The 16,468-nt window shown below is 60.0% G+C and carries 14 protein-coding genes and 1 tRNA gene; 2 read left to right on the forward strand and 13 right to left on the reverse strand.

Annotated elements, in window-relative coordinates:
• Positions 1–49 precede the first annotated feature (49 nt).
• From EKL02_RS11520 to EKL02_RS11540, 5 genes are all read right to left on the reverse strand, one after another.
• Positions 50–126: transfer RNA gene (locus EKL02_RS11520), tRNA-Pro, on the reverse strand.
• 81 nt (positions 127–207) lie between these two features.
• The gene (gene glmM / locus EKL02_RS11525; protein ID WP_128902187.1) at positions 208–1,554 is read right to left on the reverse strand and encodes a phosphoglucosamine mutase; all 1,347 of its coding nucleotides are present in this window, start codon (positions 1,552–1,554) and stop codon (positions 208–210) included.
• A gap of 40 nt (positions 1,555–1,594) precedes the next feature.
• Positions 1,595–2,443: a dihydropteroate synthase gene (gene folP, locus EKL02_RS11530; RefSeq protein WP_128902188.1), complete on the reverse strand. Its 849-nt coding sequence runs from the start codon at positions 2,441–2,443 to the stop codon at positions 1,595–1,597.
• Positions 2,444–2,529: 86 nt separating this feature from the next.
• On the reverse strand, positions 2,530–4,413 hold the full coding sequence (gene ftsH / locus EKL02_RS11535) for an ATP-dependent zinc metalloprotease FtsH (protein WP_128902189.1): 1,884 nt from the start codon (positions 4,411–4,413) through the stop codon (positions 2,530–2,532).
• 170 nt (positions 4,414–4,583) lie between these two features.
• Positions 4,584–5,228: an RlmE family RNA methyltransferase gene (locus tag EKL02_RS11540; protein ID WP_128902190.1), complete on the reverse strand. Its 645-nt coding sequence runs from the start codon at positions 5,226–5,228 to the stop codon at positions 4,584–4,586.
• A gap of 37 nt (positions 5,229–5,265) precedes the next feature.
• On the opposite strand from EKL02_RS11540, the gene EKL02_RS11545 reads away from it, so the two are divergent.
• Complete coding sequence (locus tag EKL02_RS11545) at positions 5,266–5,739, forward strand: YhbY family RNA-binding protein (protein ID WP_128902191.1); 474 nt, start codon at positions 5,266–5,268, stop codon at positions 5,737–5,739.
• A gap of 37 nt (positions 5,740–5,776) precedes the next feature.
• Here EKL02_RS11545 and EKL02_RS11550 read toward each other — a convergent pair whose 3' ends face one another.
• The 5 genes from EKL02_RS11550 to EKL02_RS11570 form a co-directional block, all read right to left on the reverse strand.
• Entirely contained in the window at positions 5,777–6,235 is a 459-nt protein-coding gene (locus EKL02_RS11550) for a DUF4149 domain-containing protein (protein ID WP_128902192.1), read from the reverse strand.
• A gap of 2 nt (positions 6,236–6,237) precedes the next feature.
• Positions 6,238–6,714 carry a transcription elongation factor GreA gene (greA, locus tag EKL02_RS11555; RefSeq protein ID WP_128902193.1) on the reverse strand — a complete coding sequence of 159 codons (477 nt, stop codon included), beginning with the start codon at positions 6,712–6,714 and terminating at the stop codon, positions 6,238–6,240.
• 87 nt (positions 6,715–6,801) lie between these two features.
• Entirely contained in the window at positions 6,802–10,032 is a 3,231-nt protein-coding gene (carB, locus tag EKL02_RS11560; RefSeq protein WP_128902194.1) for a carbamoyl-phosphate synthase large subunit, read from the reverse strand.
• Positions 10,025–11,194 carry a glutamine-hydrolyzing carbamoyl-phosphate synthase small subunit gene (carA, locus tag EKL02_RS11565; RefSeq protein WP_128902195.1) on the reverse strand — a complete coding sequence of 390 codons (1,170 nt, stop codon included), beginning with the start codon at positions 11,192–11,194 and terminating at the stop codon, positions 10,025–10,027. Before carA ends, carB begins: the two co-directional genes overlap by 8 nt.
• Before the next feature lie 259 nt (positions 11,195–11,453).
• Positions 11,454–12,704, reverse strand: coding sequence for a response regulator (locus EKL02_RS11570; protein ID WP_128902196.1), 1,251 nt, complete (start codon positions 12,702–12,704; stop codon positions 11,454–11,456).
• 121 nt (positions 12,705–12,825) lie between these two features.
• Here EKL02_RS11570 and EKL02_RS11575 point away from each other — a divergent pair, with 121 nt between their 5' ends.
• A complete protein-coding gene (locus tag EKL02_RS11575; RefSeq protein WP_128902197.1) occupies positions 12,826–13,383 on the forward strand; it encodes a C40 family peptidase in 558 nt (185 codons plus the stop codon).
• Positions 13,384–13,445: 62 nt separating this feature from the next.
• Here EKL02_RS11575 and EKL02_RS11580 read toward each other — a convergent pair whose 3' ends face one another.
• From EKL02_RS11580 to EKL02_RS11590, 3 genes are all read right to left on the reverse strand, one after another.
• Positions 13,446–14,366, reverse strand: a complete 921-nt coding sequence (locus EKL02_RS11580) for a patatin-like phospholipase family protein (protein ID WP_128902198.1) — start codon at positions 14,364–14,366, stop codon at positions 13,446–13,448.
• Between the two features lie 106 nt (positions 14,367–14,472).
• Positions 14,473–15,774 (reverse strand): phosphate regulon sensor histidine kinase PhoR, encoded by a 1,302-nt coding sequence (gene phoR / locus EKL02_RS11585; RefSeq protein WP_128902199.1) that lies wholly within the window; start codon positions 15,772–15,774, stop codon positions 14,473–14,475.
• The gene (locus tag EKL02_RS11590) at positions 15,771–16,460 is read right to left on the reverse strand and encodes a response regulator (protein ID WP_128902200.1); all 690 of its coding nucleotides are present in this window, start codon (positions 16,458–16,460) and stop codon (positions 15,771–15,773) included. The genes phoR and EKL02_RS11590 overlap by 4 nt, the downstream gene beginning before the upstream one ends.
• Between the last annotated feature and the right edge of the window lie 8 nt (positions 16,461–16,468).

The raw sequence follows: 16,468 nt of genomic DNA on the forward strand, positions 1-16,468 counted from the left end.
AAGACGGAAATGAAAACGGGCTGTCAAAGACAGCCCGTTCGGGTATTACTGGTCGGAGTACAAGGATTCGAACCTTGGACCCCCTGGTCCCAAACCAGGTGCGCTACCGGGCTGCGCTACACTCCGAAGATCAATGATTATACAGAAGCATCGCGATATGGTCAATCAATGTATCGCAAAATACGCATCGGGCCAATCCGGAAATGCTCAGGCAGCCTTGACCTTGTCTGCCAGGCGGTGCGCCATGTTCTGGGCCACGTCGGCATTCTTGGCCTCGACCATGACCCGCAGCAGGGGCTCGGTACCGGAAGCGCGGATCAGCACACGCCCGGTATCGCCGAGTTCGCGCTCCACAATGCCCTTTTCCTCGACAACCGCGGCATTCTTTTGCCAGTCGAAACCAGGCGCCACTTTCACGTTGATCAGCGTTTGCGGATACATGGCGATATCGGCCGTGACCTGCTGCAGGGTAAGGCCGCTGCGCCGCAAGGCGGACAGCACTTGCAGTGCCGAGACAATGCCATCGCCTGTCGTATGCTTGTCCAGGAACAGCAGGTGGCCCGAGCCCTCCCCGCCTACTTGCCAGCCGCGTTCCTGCAGCACTTCCAGAACATAGCGATCGCCGACCTTGGCGCGCGCAAAACCCACGCCCATCTCCCGGCATGCCACTTCCAGCGCCATGTTGGTCATGAGCGTGCCGACCGCGCCAGGCAAGCCGCCGTTGGCCATGCGATCCTTGACCATCACGTACAACAACTCGTCGCCATTGTAGATCCGCCCTGCGCCATCGACCATGATCAGGCGATCTGCATCGCCATCCAGCGCAATGCCCAGGTCAGCATGCTGCTCCAGCACGGCTGCTGCCAGGGCCTTGGGCGCCGTCGCACCGTAACCGTCATTGATATTGACGCCATTGGGCTGGTTGCCGATGGCGACCACTTCCGCACCCAGTTCGTGGAACACGTGCGGTGCAATATGATACGCCGCGCCATGCGCGCAATCGACGACGATTTTCATGCCGCGCAAATCCAGCTCGTTGGGAAACGTGCTTTTGCAAAATTCAATATAGCGCCCTTGCGCATCATCGAGGCGCCTGGCCTTGCCCAGCCTCTCGGACGGCACGCAATCAATTGGCATTTCCAGCGCTTCCTCAATGGCGGTTTCTACAGCGTCCGGCAACTTGTTGCCCTGCGCGGAAAAAAACTTGATGCCATTATCATGGTACGGATTGTGGGATGCCGAGATCACCACGCCAGCCGACAAGCGCAAGGCGCGTGTCAGGTAAGCCACCGCTGGTGTCGGTACCGGCCCGGCCAGCATGACGTCGACGCCGGCAGCCGAAAAACCGGCCTCCAGCGCAGCTTCCAGCATGTAGCCGGAAATCCGTGTGTCCTTGCCAATCAGGACCGTCTTCTTGCCCCCGTCCTTGCCAGTGCCACCCTGTGCCAGCACCCGCCCGGCAGCATAGCCAAGACGCATGACAAAACCTGGCGTAATCGGCAATTCGCCGACACGTCCGCGCACACCATCGGTGCCAAAATATTTACGTGACATGATATTTTCCGACTCCCTTACCAAATCCTGGTTAGTTTATTCATGCAGCATCCTGCCGCGACGCTTGCCAGACCTTGAGCGCATCGACCGTCGCGGCCACATCATGCACCCGCACGATGCGTGCGCCATGCGCTGCAGCCACCAGCGCGGCGGCAACACTGCCGGCGGCACGCTGCTCGACCGGCTTGCCGATCAGCATGCCAATCATGGTCTTGCGCGACATGCCGGCCAAAAGCGGCAATTGCAGTTCCTGCAAGAGAACTTCAAGATTTTTCAGCAATTCAAGATTATGCGCAAGCGTTTTGCCAAAGCCAAAGCCCGGATCGATGCACATGCGGGCGCGGGAAATGCCGGCAGCGGCCATTGCATCCACGCGCTGGCGCAGGTAGTCCGTCACGTTCCGTACAACATCCTCATAAACCGGGGCGGCCTGCATGGTTTGCGGATCACGCTGCATATGCATGATGCACAAGCCACAATCGCTTTCATTGACTGCAGTCAACGCGCCCGGCGCATTGAAGCCATTGATGTCATTGATCATGTCCGCGCCCGCGGCCAATGCCTCTTTCATGACTTCGGGCTTGTAGGTATCCACCGAAAGCGGCTTGCCGCAATCGCGCAATGCATAGAGAGTCGGCATGACCCGCCGCAACTCTTCTTCCAGCGACACTACGGGAGCGCCCGGCCGGGTCGACTCGCCACCGATATCGATCATGTCGGCGCCTTCGGCAATCATTTGTTCGGCGCGGTCGAGGGCGGAGTCCAGTGGCATGAACTGGCCGCTGTCGGAAAACGAATCCGGCGTGATATTGAGAATCCCCATGACCAGCGGACGATCCTTGGGGCCGAGCGCCAGCCGGTAGCGCCCGCATTGCAAAAATTCTTGCATGTGATTTATTCCAGGAAAAGAAAAAGGGTGAGGAAACATCCTCACCCCTGTTACGAACAACGTACAGCTAGGCCATGGTGCAGCGGTCAGGCCGGCGCAGTGGCGTTGGGCGAAACGCCGCCTGCCGGCGTATCCGGCGGCGTGCGCTTGGCCGGCACACCGGCCTTGGGCAGACGCGGCTCATGGCCTGCCATGATGTCATTGATCTGGTCGGCGTCGATGGTTTCCCATTCCAGCAGGGTTTTGGCCATGATCTCGACCTTGTCGCGGTTATCCTCGATCAGCTTGCGCGACAGCGCATATTGCGTATCGAGGATGCTGCGGATTTCATTGTCGACCTTTTGCTGGGTCGCTTCCGAAATCGTCTTGGACGTACCGCCAAAGTAACCCTCGCTCTGGTTATCTTCATACACCATCGTGCCCAGCGATTCGGACATGCCGTAGCGGGTGACCATGGCACGCGCCAGCTTGGTGGCACGCTCGAAATCGTTCGAGGCGCCCGTGGACATCTGGTGCATGAACACTTCCTCGGCAATGCGGCCGCCGAACAGGATGGCGATTTCTTCCAGCATCTTGTCCTTGTACATGTTCACGCGGTCATGCTCGGGCAATTGCCAGGTCAGGCCGAGGGCATAGCCGCGCGGCATGATGGTGACCTTGTGGACCGGATCCGCCTTCGGCAAGAGCTTGGCCACGACCGCATGGCCAGACTCGTGGTAGGCGGTATTGGTGCGCTCTTCCTCGCGCATGACGGCGGACTTGCGCTCCGGCCCCATGACGATCTTGTCCTTGGCATCCTCGAAATCCTGCATTTCCACCAGGCGCTTGCCGCGGCGGGCAGCAAACAGCGCCGCTTCGTTGACCAGGTTGGCAAGGTCGGCGCCGGAGAAGCCCGGGGTGCCGCGCGCCAGGATATCGGCCTTGACGTCGGGAGCAATGGGCACCTTGCGCATGTGCACGTAAAGGATCTGTTCGCGGCCGCGGATATCGGGCAAACCGACCATGACCTGGCGGTCGAAGCGGCCCGGGCGCAGCAACGCTTTGTCGAGCACATCGGCGCGGTTGGTGGCGGCGATGACGATCACGCCGGCATTGGCTTCAAAGCCATCCATTTCAACCAGCAACTGGTTCAGGGTCTGTTCGCGCTCGTCATTGCCGCCGCCCATGCCGGCGCCGCGATGACGGCCAACGGCATCGATTTCATCGATGAAGATGATGCAGGGAGAATGCTTCTTGGCATTCTCGAACATGTCGCGCACGCGGGAAGCGCCCACGCCGACGAACATCTCGACAAAGTCGGAACCGGAAATGGTGAAGAACGGCACCTTGGCTTCGCCCGCAATGGCGCGCGCCAGCAGGGTTTTACCGGTACCCGGAGGACCCACCATCAGGACGCCGTGCGGAATGCGCCCGCCCAGCTTCTGGAATTTGCTTGGGTCGCGGAGGAAATCGACCAGTTCCTGGACTTCTTCCTTGGCTTCGTCGCAGCCGGCGACATCGGCAAACGTCACGGCATTCGCGTTTTCATCCAGCATGCGCGCCTTGGACTTGCCAAAGGAGAATGCTCCGCCCTTGCCGCCGCCCTGCATCTGCCGCATGAAAAAGATCCATACGCCGATCAGCAGCAGCATCGGGAACCAGGAAATGAAGATTTGCGACAGGAAGGAAGGCTCTTCCGGCTGGCGCACGTCGAACTTGACGCCATTGTTGACCAGGTCGCCAATCAGGCCGCGATCCAGATAGGTAATCGCGGTCTTGATTTTCTTGCCTTCGGTCGTCGTGGCGACCAGGGTGCGCTCCTCGATGGTCGCTTCCTTGATGCGCTTGGCCTTGACCTCGTCGAGGAAATCCGAATACGGAATGGAAGTTGCCCCATTGGACAGGGAACGCCCGTCGAACTGCTTAAACACCGTAAACAGGACCAGGGCAATCACCACCCAGACAGCGGCTTTGGAAAACATGTTATTCACTAGGACTCCTTCGACGCAGGGATGCGCCTCTTTCACGGCAATTTTCTACGATTCTACTCGTAATAACAGGCGCTTGCTAGGCGAGATATATGGCCAAAACCCTGAAAAAACAAGGCTCATATGGCAATTTACTCACACATTTCGGCTATTTCCCGGCGCAACGCCCGATTTCAGGCAGGATTTTTGAGGATTTTGCCCAGCAAGAAGATCTCGGACGACTTATCCTTGCTGGCTTTGGGCTTTTTCGAGACCACGGTCTTGAACTCTTGGCGGAACTTGGCAAGGATGTCGTTGTACCCCGTGCCGTTGAAGCATTTGACGAGCAAGGCGCCGGAAGGTTTCAAGTGCGCCCGGGAGAAATCCAGTGCCAGGTCGATAATCTCCTCCACACGCGCGGCATCGGCAATCGCCACGCCCGACAGGTTGGGCGCCATGTCCGACAGCACCAGGTCCACCTGGCGCCCTGCGACGATCGCTTCGAGCTGCTCCAGCACCGCTTCTTCGCGGAAGTCGCCCTGGATGAAATGGACGTCGGCAATCGGCTCCATAGGCAGCATGTCCAGGCCAATAATGGTGCCGCTGATGCCGCCGCCAGTCTGACCTGACAGTTTGTTGCGCGCGTACTGTGACCAGCTGCCCGGCGTGCAGCCGAGATCGACGATCACCTGACCCGGGCGGATCAGCTTTTCGGCCTCATCGATTTCCTTGAGCTTGTAGACTGCCCGTGCCCGGTATCCTTCCTTCTGCGCCTGCTTGACGAAAGGGTCATTGAGGTGGTCATGCACCCAGTTTTTGTTGAATTTGTTTTTTGCCATTCGCGTAGAATACTGCTTTTAAAGGATATTAATCGTTATGTTGAAGCTTACTCCCGCCGAACGCAGCGCACTGCGTGCCGAAGCCCATGGCCTGAACCCTGTCGTCATCATCGGCGAAGCCGGCCTTACGCCGGCCGTCCTGAAGGAAATCGATGCGAGCCTGAATGCCCATGGCCTGATCAAGGTGCGGGTATTCGGCGACGATCGTGAAGCCCGCGTGGCGATTTACGATACGATTTGCGAGCAGTTGAATGCTGCCGCCGTGCAGCATATCGGCAAATTGCTCGTGGTCTACCGCCCGAAACAGGATGCCGCCAAGGAAACGTCCGAGCGGCGCGGCAAGGGATTGCGCGAAGTAACCATTGTCAAACCGAGCCGTACCGGCACCAAGAAGCCGTCGGTCACCAAGGTCATGCTGAAAGGTAATGAGCGGGTTACCGCCGGCGGCTCCATCAAGCGCGCCAAACCGCGCCAGACCAGCACCAAGAAAACCCTCTCCAGCCGCGGCTGAACGGCCGGGGCAACCTGCCCCGCGCCAGTTGCGATCGCTATTTAGCCTGGTTGAGCTTCAATACCAGCACCAGGCCCAGCACGCTCTGCACCATGTAAATCGCGCTCGATATGCCGTGCAGGCGGCCAAAGCTCGCCTGAAGCTCGGCTGGCATGGCAGCGCCGGGTCCGGCGGCGGCTCGCAATGCCGCCATGTGCGGCTGGATGCCGAAATGGCTGGCCAGCGTGCACAGCAGCATGACGCCAATCACGATCAGGATCTGCTTGCGCTGGCGCGCTTCAAAGGCTGCCCCTGCGCGCGCCACCAGCACCGCCAGCAGCATGGCACAGACTATCGTTACCCAGGCTTCGATATGGAACATGCGACCTGCCAGCGTGCCGGCCAGCGAACGGTCGTCCAGGGCGGCGAACAGGGTGGGCGCCACGATGTAGCCGATGGTCCAGAGGCTGCCGACCCACAGGGTCGCCAGCACTGCCCGCGCACGCGTTGCCAGCATGCTCAGATATATTTCACGTCAAGGATTTCATATTCGCGCGGGCCGGAAGGCGCATTCACTTCGACCACGTCGCCGGCGGACTTGCCGATCAGCGCGCGCGAGATCGGCGAAGTCACCGACACTTTCGACACCTTGATATCGGCCTCGTCCTCGCCGACGATCTGGTACGTCACCTTGTCGCCGGATTCCAGCTCTTCCAGGTAAACGGTCGAGGCGAACACCACGCGGCCATCCGCGTCGAGCAAGGCCGGATCGATAATCTGCGCCGCGCCCAGCTTGCCTTCGAGTTCGGCGATGCGGCCTTCGATGAAGCTTTGCTTTTCCTTGGCGGCGTCGTACTCGGCGTTTTCCGAAAGGTCGCCCTGGGCGCGCGCTTCGGAGATGGCATTGATGACGGCCGGACGTTCCTTGTGCTTCAGGCGCTGCAATTCTTCCTTCAGCAATTCAGCGCCGTATTTGGTGATGGGTACTGTGTTCATGTTTTTATACTCAAAAGAAAACACAGAGGTCACAAACCGTGCCGTAAGGCACTTTCTGTGACCTCTGTGAGGGAGTTGCAGATCAGCTTAGTGTAAAGACTTATGCAAGCCTTGTAAATCGTAGACGTCCAGGGCGTTCAGGTGACGCATGCCCTGCACTGCCGCTTCCGCACCGGCGATGGTGGTGAATGTCGTGACGTGCGCCGCCAGCGCCGAAGTACGGATGGCGCGGGAGTCGACGATCGCATTGCGCTTTTCCTCGACCGTGTTGATGACCAGGGCAATCTCGTTATTCTTGATCATGTCGACGATATGCGGACGGCCTTCGACCACCTTGTTGGCGGTCGCCACAGGAATGCCGGAGGCTTCGATCGCCGCTGCCGTGCCCTTGGTCGCCACTACCTGGAAGCCCATCGCCACGAGGTCGCGCGCCACCTGCACTGCGCGCGGCTTGTCGCTCGACTTCACCGAGAGGAACACCTTGCCCGAGGTCGGCAGCTTGACGCCGGCGCCCAGTTGCGATTTCACGAAAGCTTCGCCGAATGTCTTGCCCACGCCCATGACTTCGCCGGTCGATTTCATTTCCGGCCCGAGGATGGTATCGACGCCAGGGAATTTCACGAACGGGAACACGGCTTCCTTGACGCTGTAGTAGCCCGGCACGACTTCGCTGGCGATGCCCTGGCTTTCCAGCGACTGCCCGACCATGCAGCGCGCGGCGATTTTCGCCAGCTGCAGGCCGGTGGCCTTGGAAACGAAGGGCACGGTGCGGGAAGCGCGGGGATTGACTTCCAGCACGAAGACGATGTCCTGCAACTTGCCATCGACTTCCTTCTGCTGGATGGCGAACTGCACATTCATCAGCCCCACCACGTTCAGGCCCTTTGCCATGGCGGCGGTCTGGCGCTTGATCTCGTCGATGGTCGGCTGCGACAGCGAATACGGCGGCAGCGAGCAGGCCGAGTCGCCCGAGTGCACGCCAGCCTGTTCAATGTGCTCCATGACGCCGCCGATGAAAGTGCGATTGCCGTCGGAGAGGCAATCGACGTCGACTTCGATGGCGTCATTGAGGAAGCGGTCCAGCAGCACCGGCGAATCGTGCGACACCTTGACCGCTTCGCGCATGTAGCGCTCGAGGTCGCGCTGCTCGTGGACGATTTCCATGGCGCGGCCGCCCAGCACGTAGGACGGACGCACCACCAGCGGGTAGCCGATTTCCTGCGCCAGGCGCAGCGCCTCTTCTTCGGTGCGCGCAGTGCGGTTGGGCGGCTGGCGCAAGCCGAGTTCCTGCAGCATCTTCTGGAAACGCTCGCGGTCTTCGGCGGCATCGATCATGTCGGGCGACGTGCCGACGATCGGCACGCCGTTGGCTTCCAGGTCCAGGGCGAGCTTCAATGGCGTCTGGCCGCCGTATTGCACGATCACGCCGTAAGGCTTTTCCTTGTCGACGATTTCGAGCACGTCTTCCAGCGTCAGCGGCTCGAAGTACAGGCGGTCGGAGGTATCGTAGTCGGTCGAGACGGTTTCGGGGTTGCAGTTGACCATGATGGTTTCATAGCCATCCTCGCGCATCGCCAGCGCGGCATGCACGCAGCAATAGTCGAACTCGATGCCCTGGCCGATGCGGTTCGGACCGCCGCCCAGCACCATGATCTTTTTCTTGCCGGTCGGCTGCGATTCGCACTCGTCATCATAGGTCGAGTACATGTAGGCCGTGTTGGTGGCGAACTCGCCGGCGCAGGTATCGACGCGCTTGTACACCGGACGGATGTTGAGCGCATGGCGCTTTTCGCGCACTGCAGTGTCGGTGGTCTTCAGGAGCTTGGCCAGGCGACGGTCGGCAAAACCCTTTTGCTTCAGGCGGAACAGGGTATCGCGGTCGAGCGCATCCAGGCTCTGGGTTTCCAGCCACAATTCGATGTCGACGATTTCCTTGATTTGTACCAGGAACCACGGATCGATGTGCGTCAGCTGCTGCACTTCTTCCAGCGAGAAGCCGTGCGCGAAGGCGTCGCCGACGTACCAGATGCGATCCGGCCCCGGAGCGCCCAGCTCTTCCTCGATGGTTTCGCGGTCGGTGGTCTTTTCATTCATGCCATCAACGCCGACTTCCAGGCCGCGCAGGGCTTTCTGGAAGGATTCCTGGAAGGTGCGGCCGATCGCCATCACCTCGCCCACCGATTTCATCTGCGTGGTCAGGTGGTCGTCGGCAGTCGGGAATTTCTCGAACGCGAAGCGCGGGATCTTGGTGACGACGTAATCGATCGACGGCTCGAAGGATGCCGGCGTGGCGCCGCCGGTAATTTCGTTGCGCAGCTCATCCAGCGTAAAGCCAACCGCGAGTTTCGCGGCGATCTTGGCGATCGGGAAGCCGGTCGCCTTGGAGGCCAGCGCGGAGGAGCGCGACACGCGCGGGTTCATCTCGATGACGATCATGCGGCCGTCTTTCGGATTGACCGAGAATTGCACGTTGGAGCCGCCGGTGTCGACGCCGATCTCGCGCAGCACTGCCAGCGAGGCATTGCGCATGATCTGGTATTCCTTGTCGGTCAGGGTCTGTGCCGGCGCAACGGTGATCGAGTCGCCGGTATGCACGCCCATCGGGTCGAGGTTTTCGATCGAGCAGACGATGATGCAATTGTCTTTCTTGTCGCGCACCACCTCCATCTCGTACTCTTTCCAGCCGAGGAGCGATTCCTCGATCAGCAGTTCCGTGGTGGGCGAGGCTTCCAGGCCGCGCTTGCAGATGGCTTCGAATTCTTCAGCGTTGTAGGCAATGCCGCCGCCGGTGCCGCCCATGGTGAACGATGGACGGATGATGACCGGGAAGCCAAGCTCTTTCTGCACTGCCCAGGATTCGTCCAGGGTGTGGGCCACGCCGGACTTGGCCGAACCCAGGCCGATCTTGGTCATCGCATCCTTGAACTTGGAGCGGTCTTCGGCCTTGTCGATGGCTTCGGGCGTGGCGCCGATCAGTTCGACCTTGTATTTGTCCAGCACGCCATGGCGATGCAAGTCAAGCGCGCAATTCAGCGCGGTCTGGCCGCCCATGGTCGGCAGGATGGCGTCAGGACGCTCCTTGTCGATGATGCGTTCCACGACTTGCCAGGTGATCGGCTCGATATAGGTGACATCGGCCATTTCCGGGTCGGTCATGATGGTCGCAGGATTGCTGTTGACCAGGATGACCTTGTAGCCTTCTTCGCGCAGGGCCTTGCAGGCCTGGGCGCCGGAATAGTCGAATTCGCAGGCCTGGCCGATGATGATCGGGCCAGCGCCAATGATCAGGATGCTTTTAATATCTGAACGCTTAGGCATTATTCTGTTTCTCCATCTTCGCCTTGGACATCAGTCCGATAAAGCGATCGAACAAGGGGGCGATGTCATGCGGGCCGGGCGACGCTTCCGGGTGTCCCTGGAAGCAGAAGGCCGGACGGTCGGTGCGCTCAAAACCCTGCAGGGTGCCATCGAACAGCGACACATGGGTGACGCGGCAGTTCGCCGGCAGACTATCGGCATCGGCAGCAAAGCCGTGGTTTTGCGAGGTGATCATCACCTGCTTGGTGTCGAGGTCCTGCACCGGGTGATTGGCGCCATGGTGGCCGCATTTCATCTTGACGGTCTTGGCGCCGCAGGCCAGCGCCATGATCTGGTGGCCGAGGCAGATGCCGAATGTCGGCAAGCCGCTCTCGATCAACTCGCGCGTGGCGGCAATGGCGTAATCGCAGGGTTCCGGGTCGCCGGGGCCATTGGACAGGAAAATACCGTCCGGATTCAGCGCCAGTGCGTCCGCCGCGCTTGCCTGCGCCGGCAGCACGGTCACCTTGCAGCCACGCTCGGCCAGCATGCGCAGGATGTTGTACTTGACGCCGAAATCATAGGCGACCACGTGAAATTTCGGCGCGATCTGCTTGCCGTACCCCTGGCCGAGCTTCCATTCGGTTTCATTCCAGACATAGGACTTTTCGGTGCTGACCACCTTGGCCAGGTCCAGTCCAGCCAGCCCCGGAAAAGACTGGGCCAGATCGACGGCGCGGCTGGCGACCAGGTCATGGCCGGCGATAATGGCGCCGCTCTGGGCGCCCTTCTCGCGCAGGATGCGGGTCAGCTTGCGGGTATCGATGCCGGCGATGGCGACGATGCCTTCGGCCTTCAGGTAGTCCGGCAGGGTCTGGCGCGAACGGAAGTTCGAGGCCAGCAGCGGCAGGTCCTTGATGATCAGGCCGGCGGCATGCACCTTGGCGGCTTCGATATCTTCCGGATTGATGCCGACATTGCCGATGTGGGGATATGTCAGGGTAACGATCTGACGGCTGTAACTGGGATCGGTCAGGATTTCCTGGTAACCGGTCATGGAAGTGTTGAACACCACTTCACCGATGGTCTGGCCGGGGGCGCCGATGGAAAAACCCTGAAAGATTGACCCGTCAGCGAGAGCCAGGATGGCCGGTACTGTTTGGCCAGAAAAAAAAGGCAGCAAGGGTAACTCCTGAAATTGTTACCGTCGCTGCGCCGTGCCTGACCGACCTGTCATCGTCACCCGCGCAAGACCGCTTGTGGGCGCGCTTGTGGGCGAATAATGGCCGATTCTGGACGATTGGGAGGGGGTATGCGCTACGACGGAATGAAATTAGTTAAACCGTACGATTATAGCGCAAAAGGACATGCCAGGCAAAGGCAACTACCTGCGGCCACGGTACTGGGCGTTTTTACGGGGACACCTGGCAGCGCAATCCGCTTCAGGCCTGGCCTTGCCGAATCAGCAACTCCACCAGCGGCTTCAACTCCTGCGAGAGGTCTTGCATGTGCTGCAACACCTTATCCTGCTTGCCCTCGCGGATCCAGCGCACCAGCGTGGAAAGTTCGATCGGCTCGGCCTGCCCCTCCTGGCCATCGTGCGACTGAAAAAAGGAAACGCCGGAAGCAGCTGTAGCCGGCGCAGGTTCAGCCTGGCGTCCGGACGAGGCCGCAGTGACGATTTCAGGCAGGGACATGGGCGGCAAGCGGCCATCCTTGCCGAAGGCCAGCTCCTCTTCCACCCCGACTACGCCTGTCGTGGCAAGATTCAGTCCCAGTCGGGCGCGACGCCAGGCGACCTCCTTCAGATCCGCCAGGCTGGGGCGAATATCGCCTTCCCCGTATTGTTCGGACAGCGACACCAGTCCGCAGCTGGCAATGAAGGACATGTGCTCATCCCTGACCATGTTGGCATTGGAAATGGCACGGCAAATACGCTGGGCGAAATTGCGCGCGGAATCGAAGTGGATGCTGCCGGTGGCCAGGACGAATTCCGCCTCCCCCGTTTGCGCCACCCGGTCGGACTGTCGGATCGTGCGCTGCAGGAGCTGGCCGACCGCATGGACCACCGGCGCAGGTGGCGACATGGCCTGGCCATCGAGTTCGGCATGGCGCAAACCGACCATGACATTCAGAATGACGAAATTCTTGCGGTTGCCCAGCGCGATGGTGAGCGCCTTGGTCGCATGCGAATCCAGCGCGGCCGGCGTTGCCAGCTGCAGTTGCGTGGCGGATGTCATGTTTTTCGCCAGGACTTCCAGGCTGCGCTCGAATTCGCGCTGCGTGTTAACCAGCTTGGCGAGGACATCCAGGCGCGACAGCAATTGCGCAGTTTCGATGCCCTTGGTAATCAGATCATTGGCGCCGGCAGCCTTGGCGCGGTCGCGCTCGGACTGCTCATCGCTGCCCGACACCACCACCACCGGCAGATTGCGGATGCGGCTGATTTCGGAGCCGCGTATGCGCCCGAGCAAGCCATAGCCATCCAGCCGGGGCATGGACAGGTCCGTTATCACCACGCGAATGCTCGGATCGATCAGCAGGGTTTCCCATGCTTCCTCGCCATTCATCGCTTCGCGAAAATCGAACATGCCCTGAATATGCTTGATCAGGGTCGCCCGTACAATCCTGGAATCGTCGGCGATCAGGACGCGCGGCTTCACCGGCATATCAGGAGAGGAATGTGTCAACATGCTTCAAGGAAACTTTAACCATGACCCACTCTATCTTGAAAGGATATTTTGTGGCAACAATTTTTGACAGCAATGCCACTTTCGCTTACATTCAATGTGTCTATTTCCCAAAATTATCAAAATGATAATTTTTTCACCTTCCTGCCGGTTGTATTGCATCAAGCTGTTGCCCCTTCTGCTGGCAGGCATGCTCGCGTGCAGTTCGGCTGCGGCAATAGACGGCTTGCCGCTGGATTCCGCGCCCCCGGTACCAGTGACGCCTGCGAGCCGCTTCAAGGCGTTTACCAATCGCGCATCTGAAGTCGCGCTTAACGCCATGGGCTTGCTGGGCATCCGCTATAAAATGGGTGGAAATTCGCCGGAAAGCGGTCTGGATTGCAGCGGCCTGGTGCGCCACGTCTTCAAGCAGGCGTGGGGAACGGTCTTGCCGCGTACTGCCGAAGAAATCAGCCGGGTCGGCGAGCAAGTCAACCATAATGAATTGCGTCCGGGTGATCTGGTATTTTTCAATACCCTGCGCCGCACTTTCTCCCATGTCGGCATTTACCTCGGCGACAACAAGTTCATCCACTCGCCTTCCGCCGGAGGCCAGGTACGCATCGAAAGCATGGATCTTGCATACTGGAAGAACCGTTTCAACGGTGCACGTCGCATCAACGAGCCGGAAACCAGCAACTGACCCTGAGGCGGTCCTGCCCGGATCCGCCGCCATCCCGCATTGTCGTCCAATCGCTGCAACGCTTATTGCGCGCGCATTGCCTGCAATTTCTGCTTGATCTCCGCCATCCGCGCCAATGTTGCTTGTTCGCCTGCAAGTATGGCCAGGTTACGGCCTGCAAAATCACTGCCTTTCATGCCGCCCAGCCCAGGCTTGATCACCACGTCTGCTTCCTTCAATTCGTACTGGTTGATGCTTTGTCCCATGATGGCGAAGGTTTGCAGCACGATTTCCATCGAAGAGGAGGCAGCTTGCGATTCCGGCTGCGAAGAGATATTCACGGCAATCACAAAATCGGCGCCCATTTCCCGCGCGAACCGAACTGGCACGGGTGACACCAGGCCGCCGTCGACATAAGTATGCCCGCCGACCTGGACCGGCTGGAATACGCTGGGCACGGCGGAAGAAGCCCGTACTGCCAGCCCGGTATTGCCCTTGCGGAAAATCATTGGCGTCCCGGTACGCAAATCGGTCGCAACAGCCCCAAAGGGAATCTTCATTTTTTCCAGCGGGAGGTTGTTGACTGCCTTGTTGACATACCCTTGCAATGCCTCACCCTTCAGGACACCGCTTGATCGTGCAAACAGCGGTATCGACCAGTCGGAAATGGCGGCCTCTTCCATTTCGAGCGCCATCTTGTGCAGGGCAAAACCGTTATTGCCGGCGGCATACAGTGCACCCACCAGGCTGCCGGCACTGGTGCCCACCACGATATCGGGGACGATTCCCTGCGCTTCAAGGACTTTGATGACGCCAATGTGGGCAAAACCGCGCGCGGCACCGCCTCCGAGAGCCAGTCCTATCTTGACTGCGCGCGGCGCCTTGGCCTGGACGACAGCGACCGGTTGGGCAGGGGTGACAGGCGCTGTCGATGTGGCGCAACCGCCAAGGGCAGTTGCGACGAGGATCAGGGAAAGGGTGGAACGCAAGCGGAAGGCAGACATGGGGGCAAAAACACCCGCAAGCAATGCGGGTGAAAAAACTTAACAGAGGGAATTGTCCTGCCAAGCGGACATTTGCGCAATGCTTGGTGATTCGGCAACGCCGGGACTAGCCGTTGTCGCAATGCACGCTACTGGCGGGAAACTGCGCCACGAAGGTACTGCCTTCATTGACGGTGGATTCAATCACCAGTTTGCCCTGATGGCGCAGCATGACGTGCTTGACGATCGCCAGGCCCAGGCCCGTCCCCTGGGTTTCGCGCGAGCGGCTCTTGTCGACGCGATAAAAACGTTCCGTCAGGCGCACGATGTGCTCACGGCTGATGCCGATGCCGGAATCGCGCACCGAAAACTGCGGACCTTGCGCGGTATTTTGCCACTGCAGGTCGATCTTGCCCTGCGCCGGGGTATAACGGATGGCATTGGTCACCAGGTTGGTGAAGGCACTGCGCAATTCTTCCGTATTGCCCTGGATATCCGGGCCGTCGACCGTGAGGCTGATCTTGTGCTTGCCGCCGGAAAGCGCGTCGGCTTCGCGCACGATTTGCTCGAGCAAGGCCTTGACGTGCACCTTTTCACGACGCAGGGGAAAGTCGGTCGATTCCAGGCGGCTCAGGGTCAGCATGTCTTCCACCAGGTTTTGCATGCGCTGGCCCTGCTCGCTCATCAGTTTCAAATGCGACTGGCGTGTGGCAACTTCAAGATTCGGCTGGGCGCAGGCGATTTCGAGAAAGCCGTTGATGACGGTCAGGGGCGTACGCAGTTCGTGCGAGGCATTGGCGATAAAGTCGCGGCGCATCATGTCGATGCGCTCGGATTCGGTGGCATCGTGCGTAACCAGGATCTGGCGACGGTTTTCGAAGGGGATCAGGTGCACGACCAGCTTACGCCCGCGCAAGGTCAAGGTCAGCGGCTGTTCGTAACGGCCAAGAATGATGTAATCCATGAAATCCGGGTGGCGGATCAGGTTGGTGACCCGCATGCCCTTGTCGCGCTCCAGGTCCAGGCCCAGGTGGGTTTGCGCGATCGGGTTGCACCATTCCAGGAACAGCACGTCATCCATGATGACGACGCCGTCCGGCAACAGGCTCATGGCTTGCCGAAAGCGCGCCAGCCACTCGGCCAGCTCGGCCTGGTGACGCTCATCATTGCGCCGCATCTTGTACAGGCGCGAAAAGACATCGGTCCAGGCGCCCCAGCCATCAGGCATTTTCTCGCTTTCCGGATTGTCGAGCCAGCGGTCGAGCCGATTGAGGTAATACAACTGTAGGAAGACCAGAACCGTCACGGCCAGAAGGGCCGCAGCCAGTCCGGCAGCCGCGCCGAAAAATGCCCAGACGACGCCCGCGCCAATGACGACCAGCAGCAGCCGCAGCATCGCCGGCACCCAGAAAATCAGTTGCGGATTCATTTTTCCGACAGCATGTAACCGACGCTGCGCACCGTCTTGATCAGGGCTTCGGCTTCCTTCAATGCCTTGCGCAGGCGCAGCACGTGCACATCGACCGTGCGCTCCTCGATGACGACATGGTCGCCCCAGACCTTGTCGAGCAGCTGGTTGCGCGAAAACACCCGCTCCGGGTGCGCCATGAAAAATTTCAGCAGGCGATACTCGGCATGGCCGATATCGATTTTTTCACCGTTGAGGCTGACGCTGCAGCTGACCGGATCGAGCGCAACGACACCGGCCGTCATGAGGTTTTGCGCGTGCTCCGGGCTCTTGCGCCGCAACAGCGCCTTGATGCGTGCGGTCAGTTCACGCGGCGAAAAAGGCTTGGTGATGTAATCATCGGCGCCCTGGTCTAGGCCGGCGATCTTGTCTTCTTCCATGCTCTTTGCCGTCAGCATGATGACCGGCAGCGGCTGCAGCTGGCGGTCGGCGCGGATGCGTGCCAGCAGGCGCAAGCCGGCCTGGTCCGGCAGCATCCAGTCCAGCAGGACCAGGTGCGGCGTGCGGCGCTGCAGGAATTCCCAGGCTTCGCCCGCGGTCCCCACCGCCTGCACCTGCCAACCCGCTTCCTTGAGCGTAAAACTGACGAGCTCGACAATGGCGGGCTCGTCTTCGACAATCAGTATGGTGGTCTTATCAGCCGACATGAATTCCG

The organism is Janthinobacterium sp. 17J80-10 (assembly GCF_004114795.1).
Lineage (GTDB): Bacteria > Pseudomonadota > Gammaproteobacteria > Burkholderiales > Burkholderiaceae_D > Paucimonas.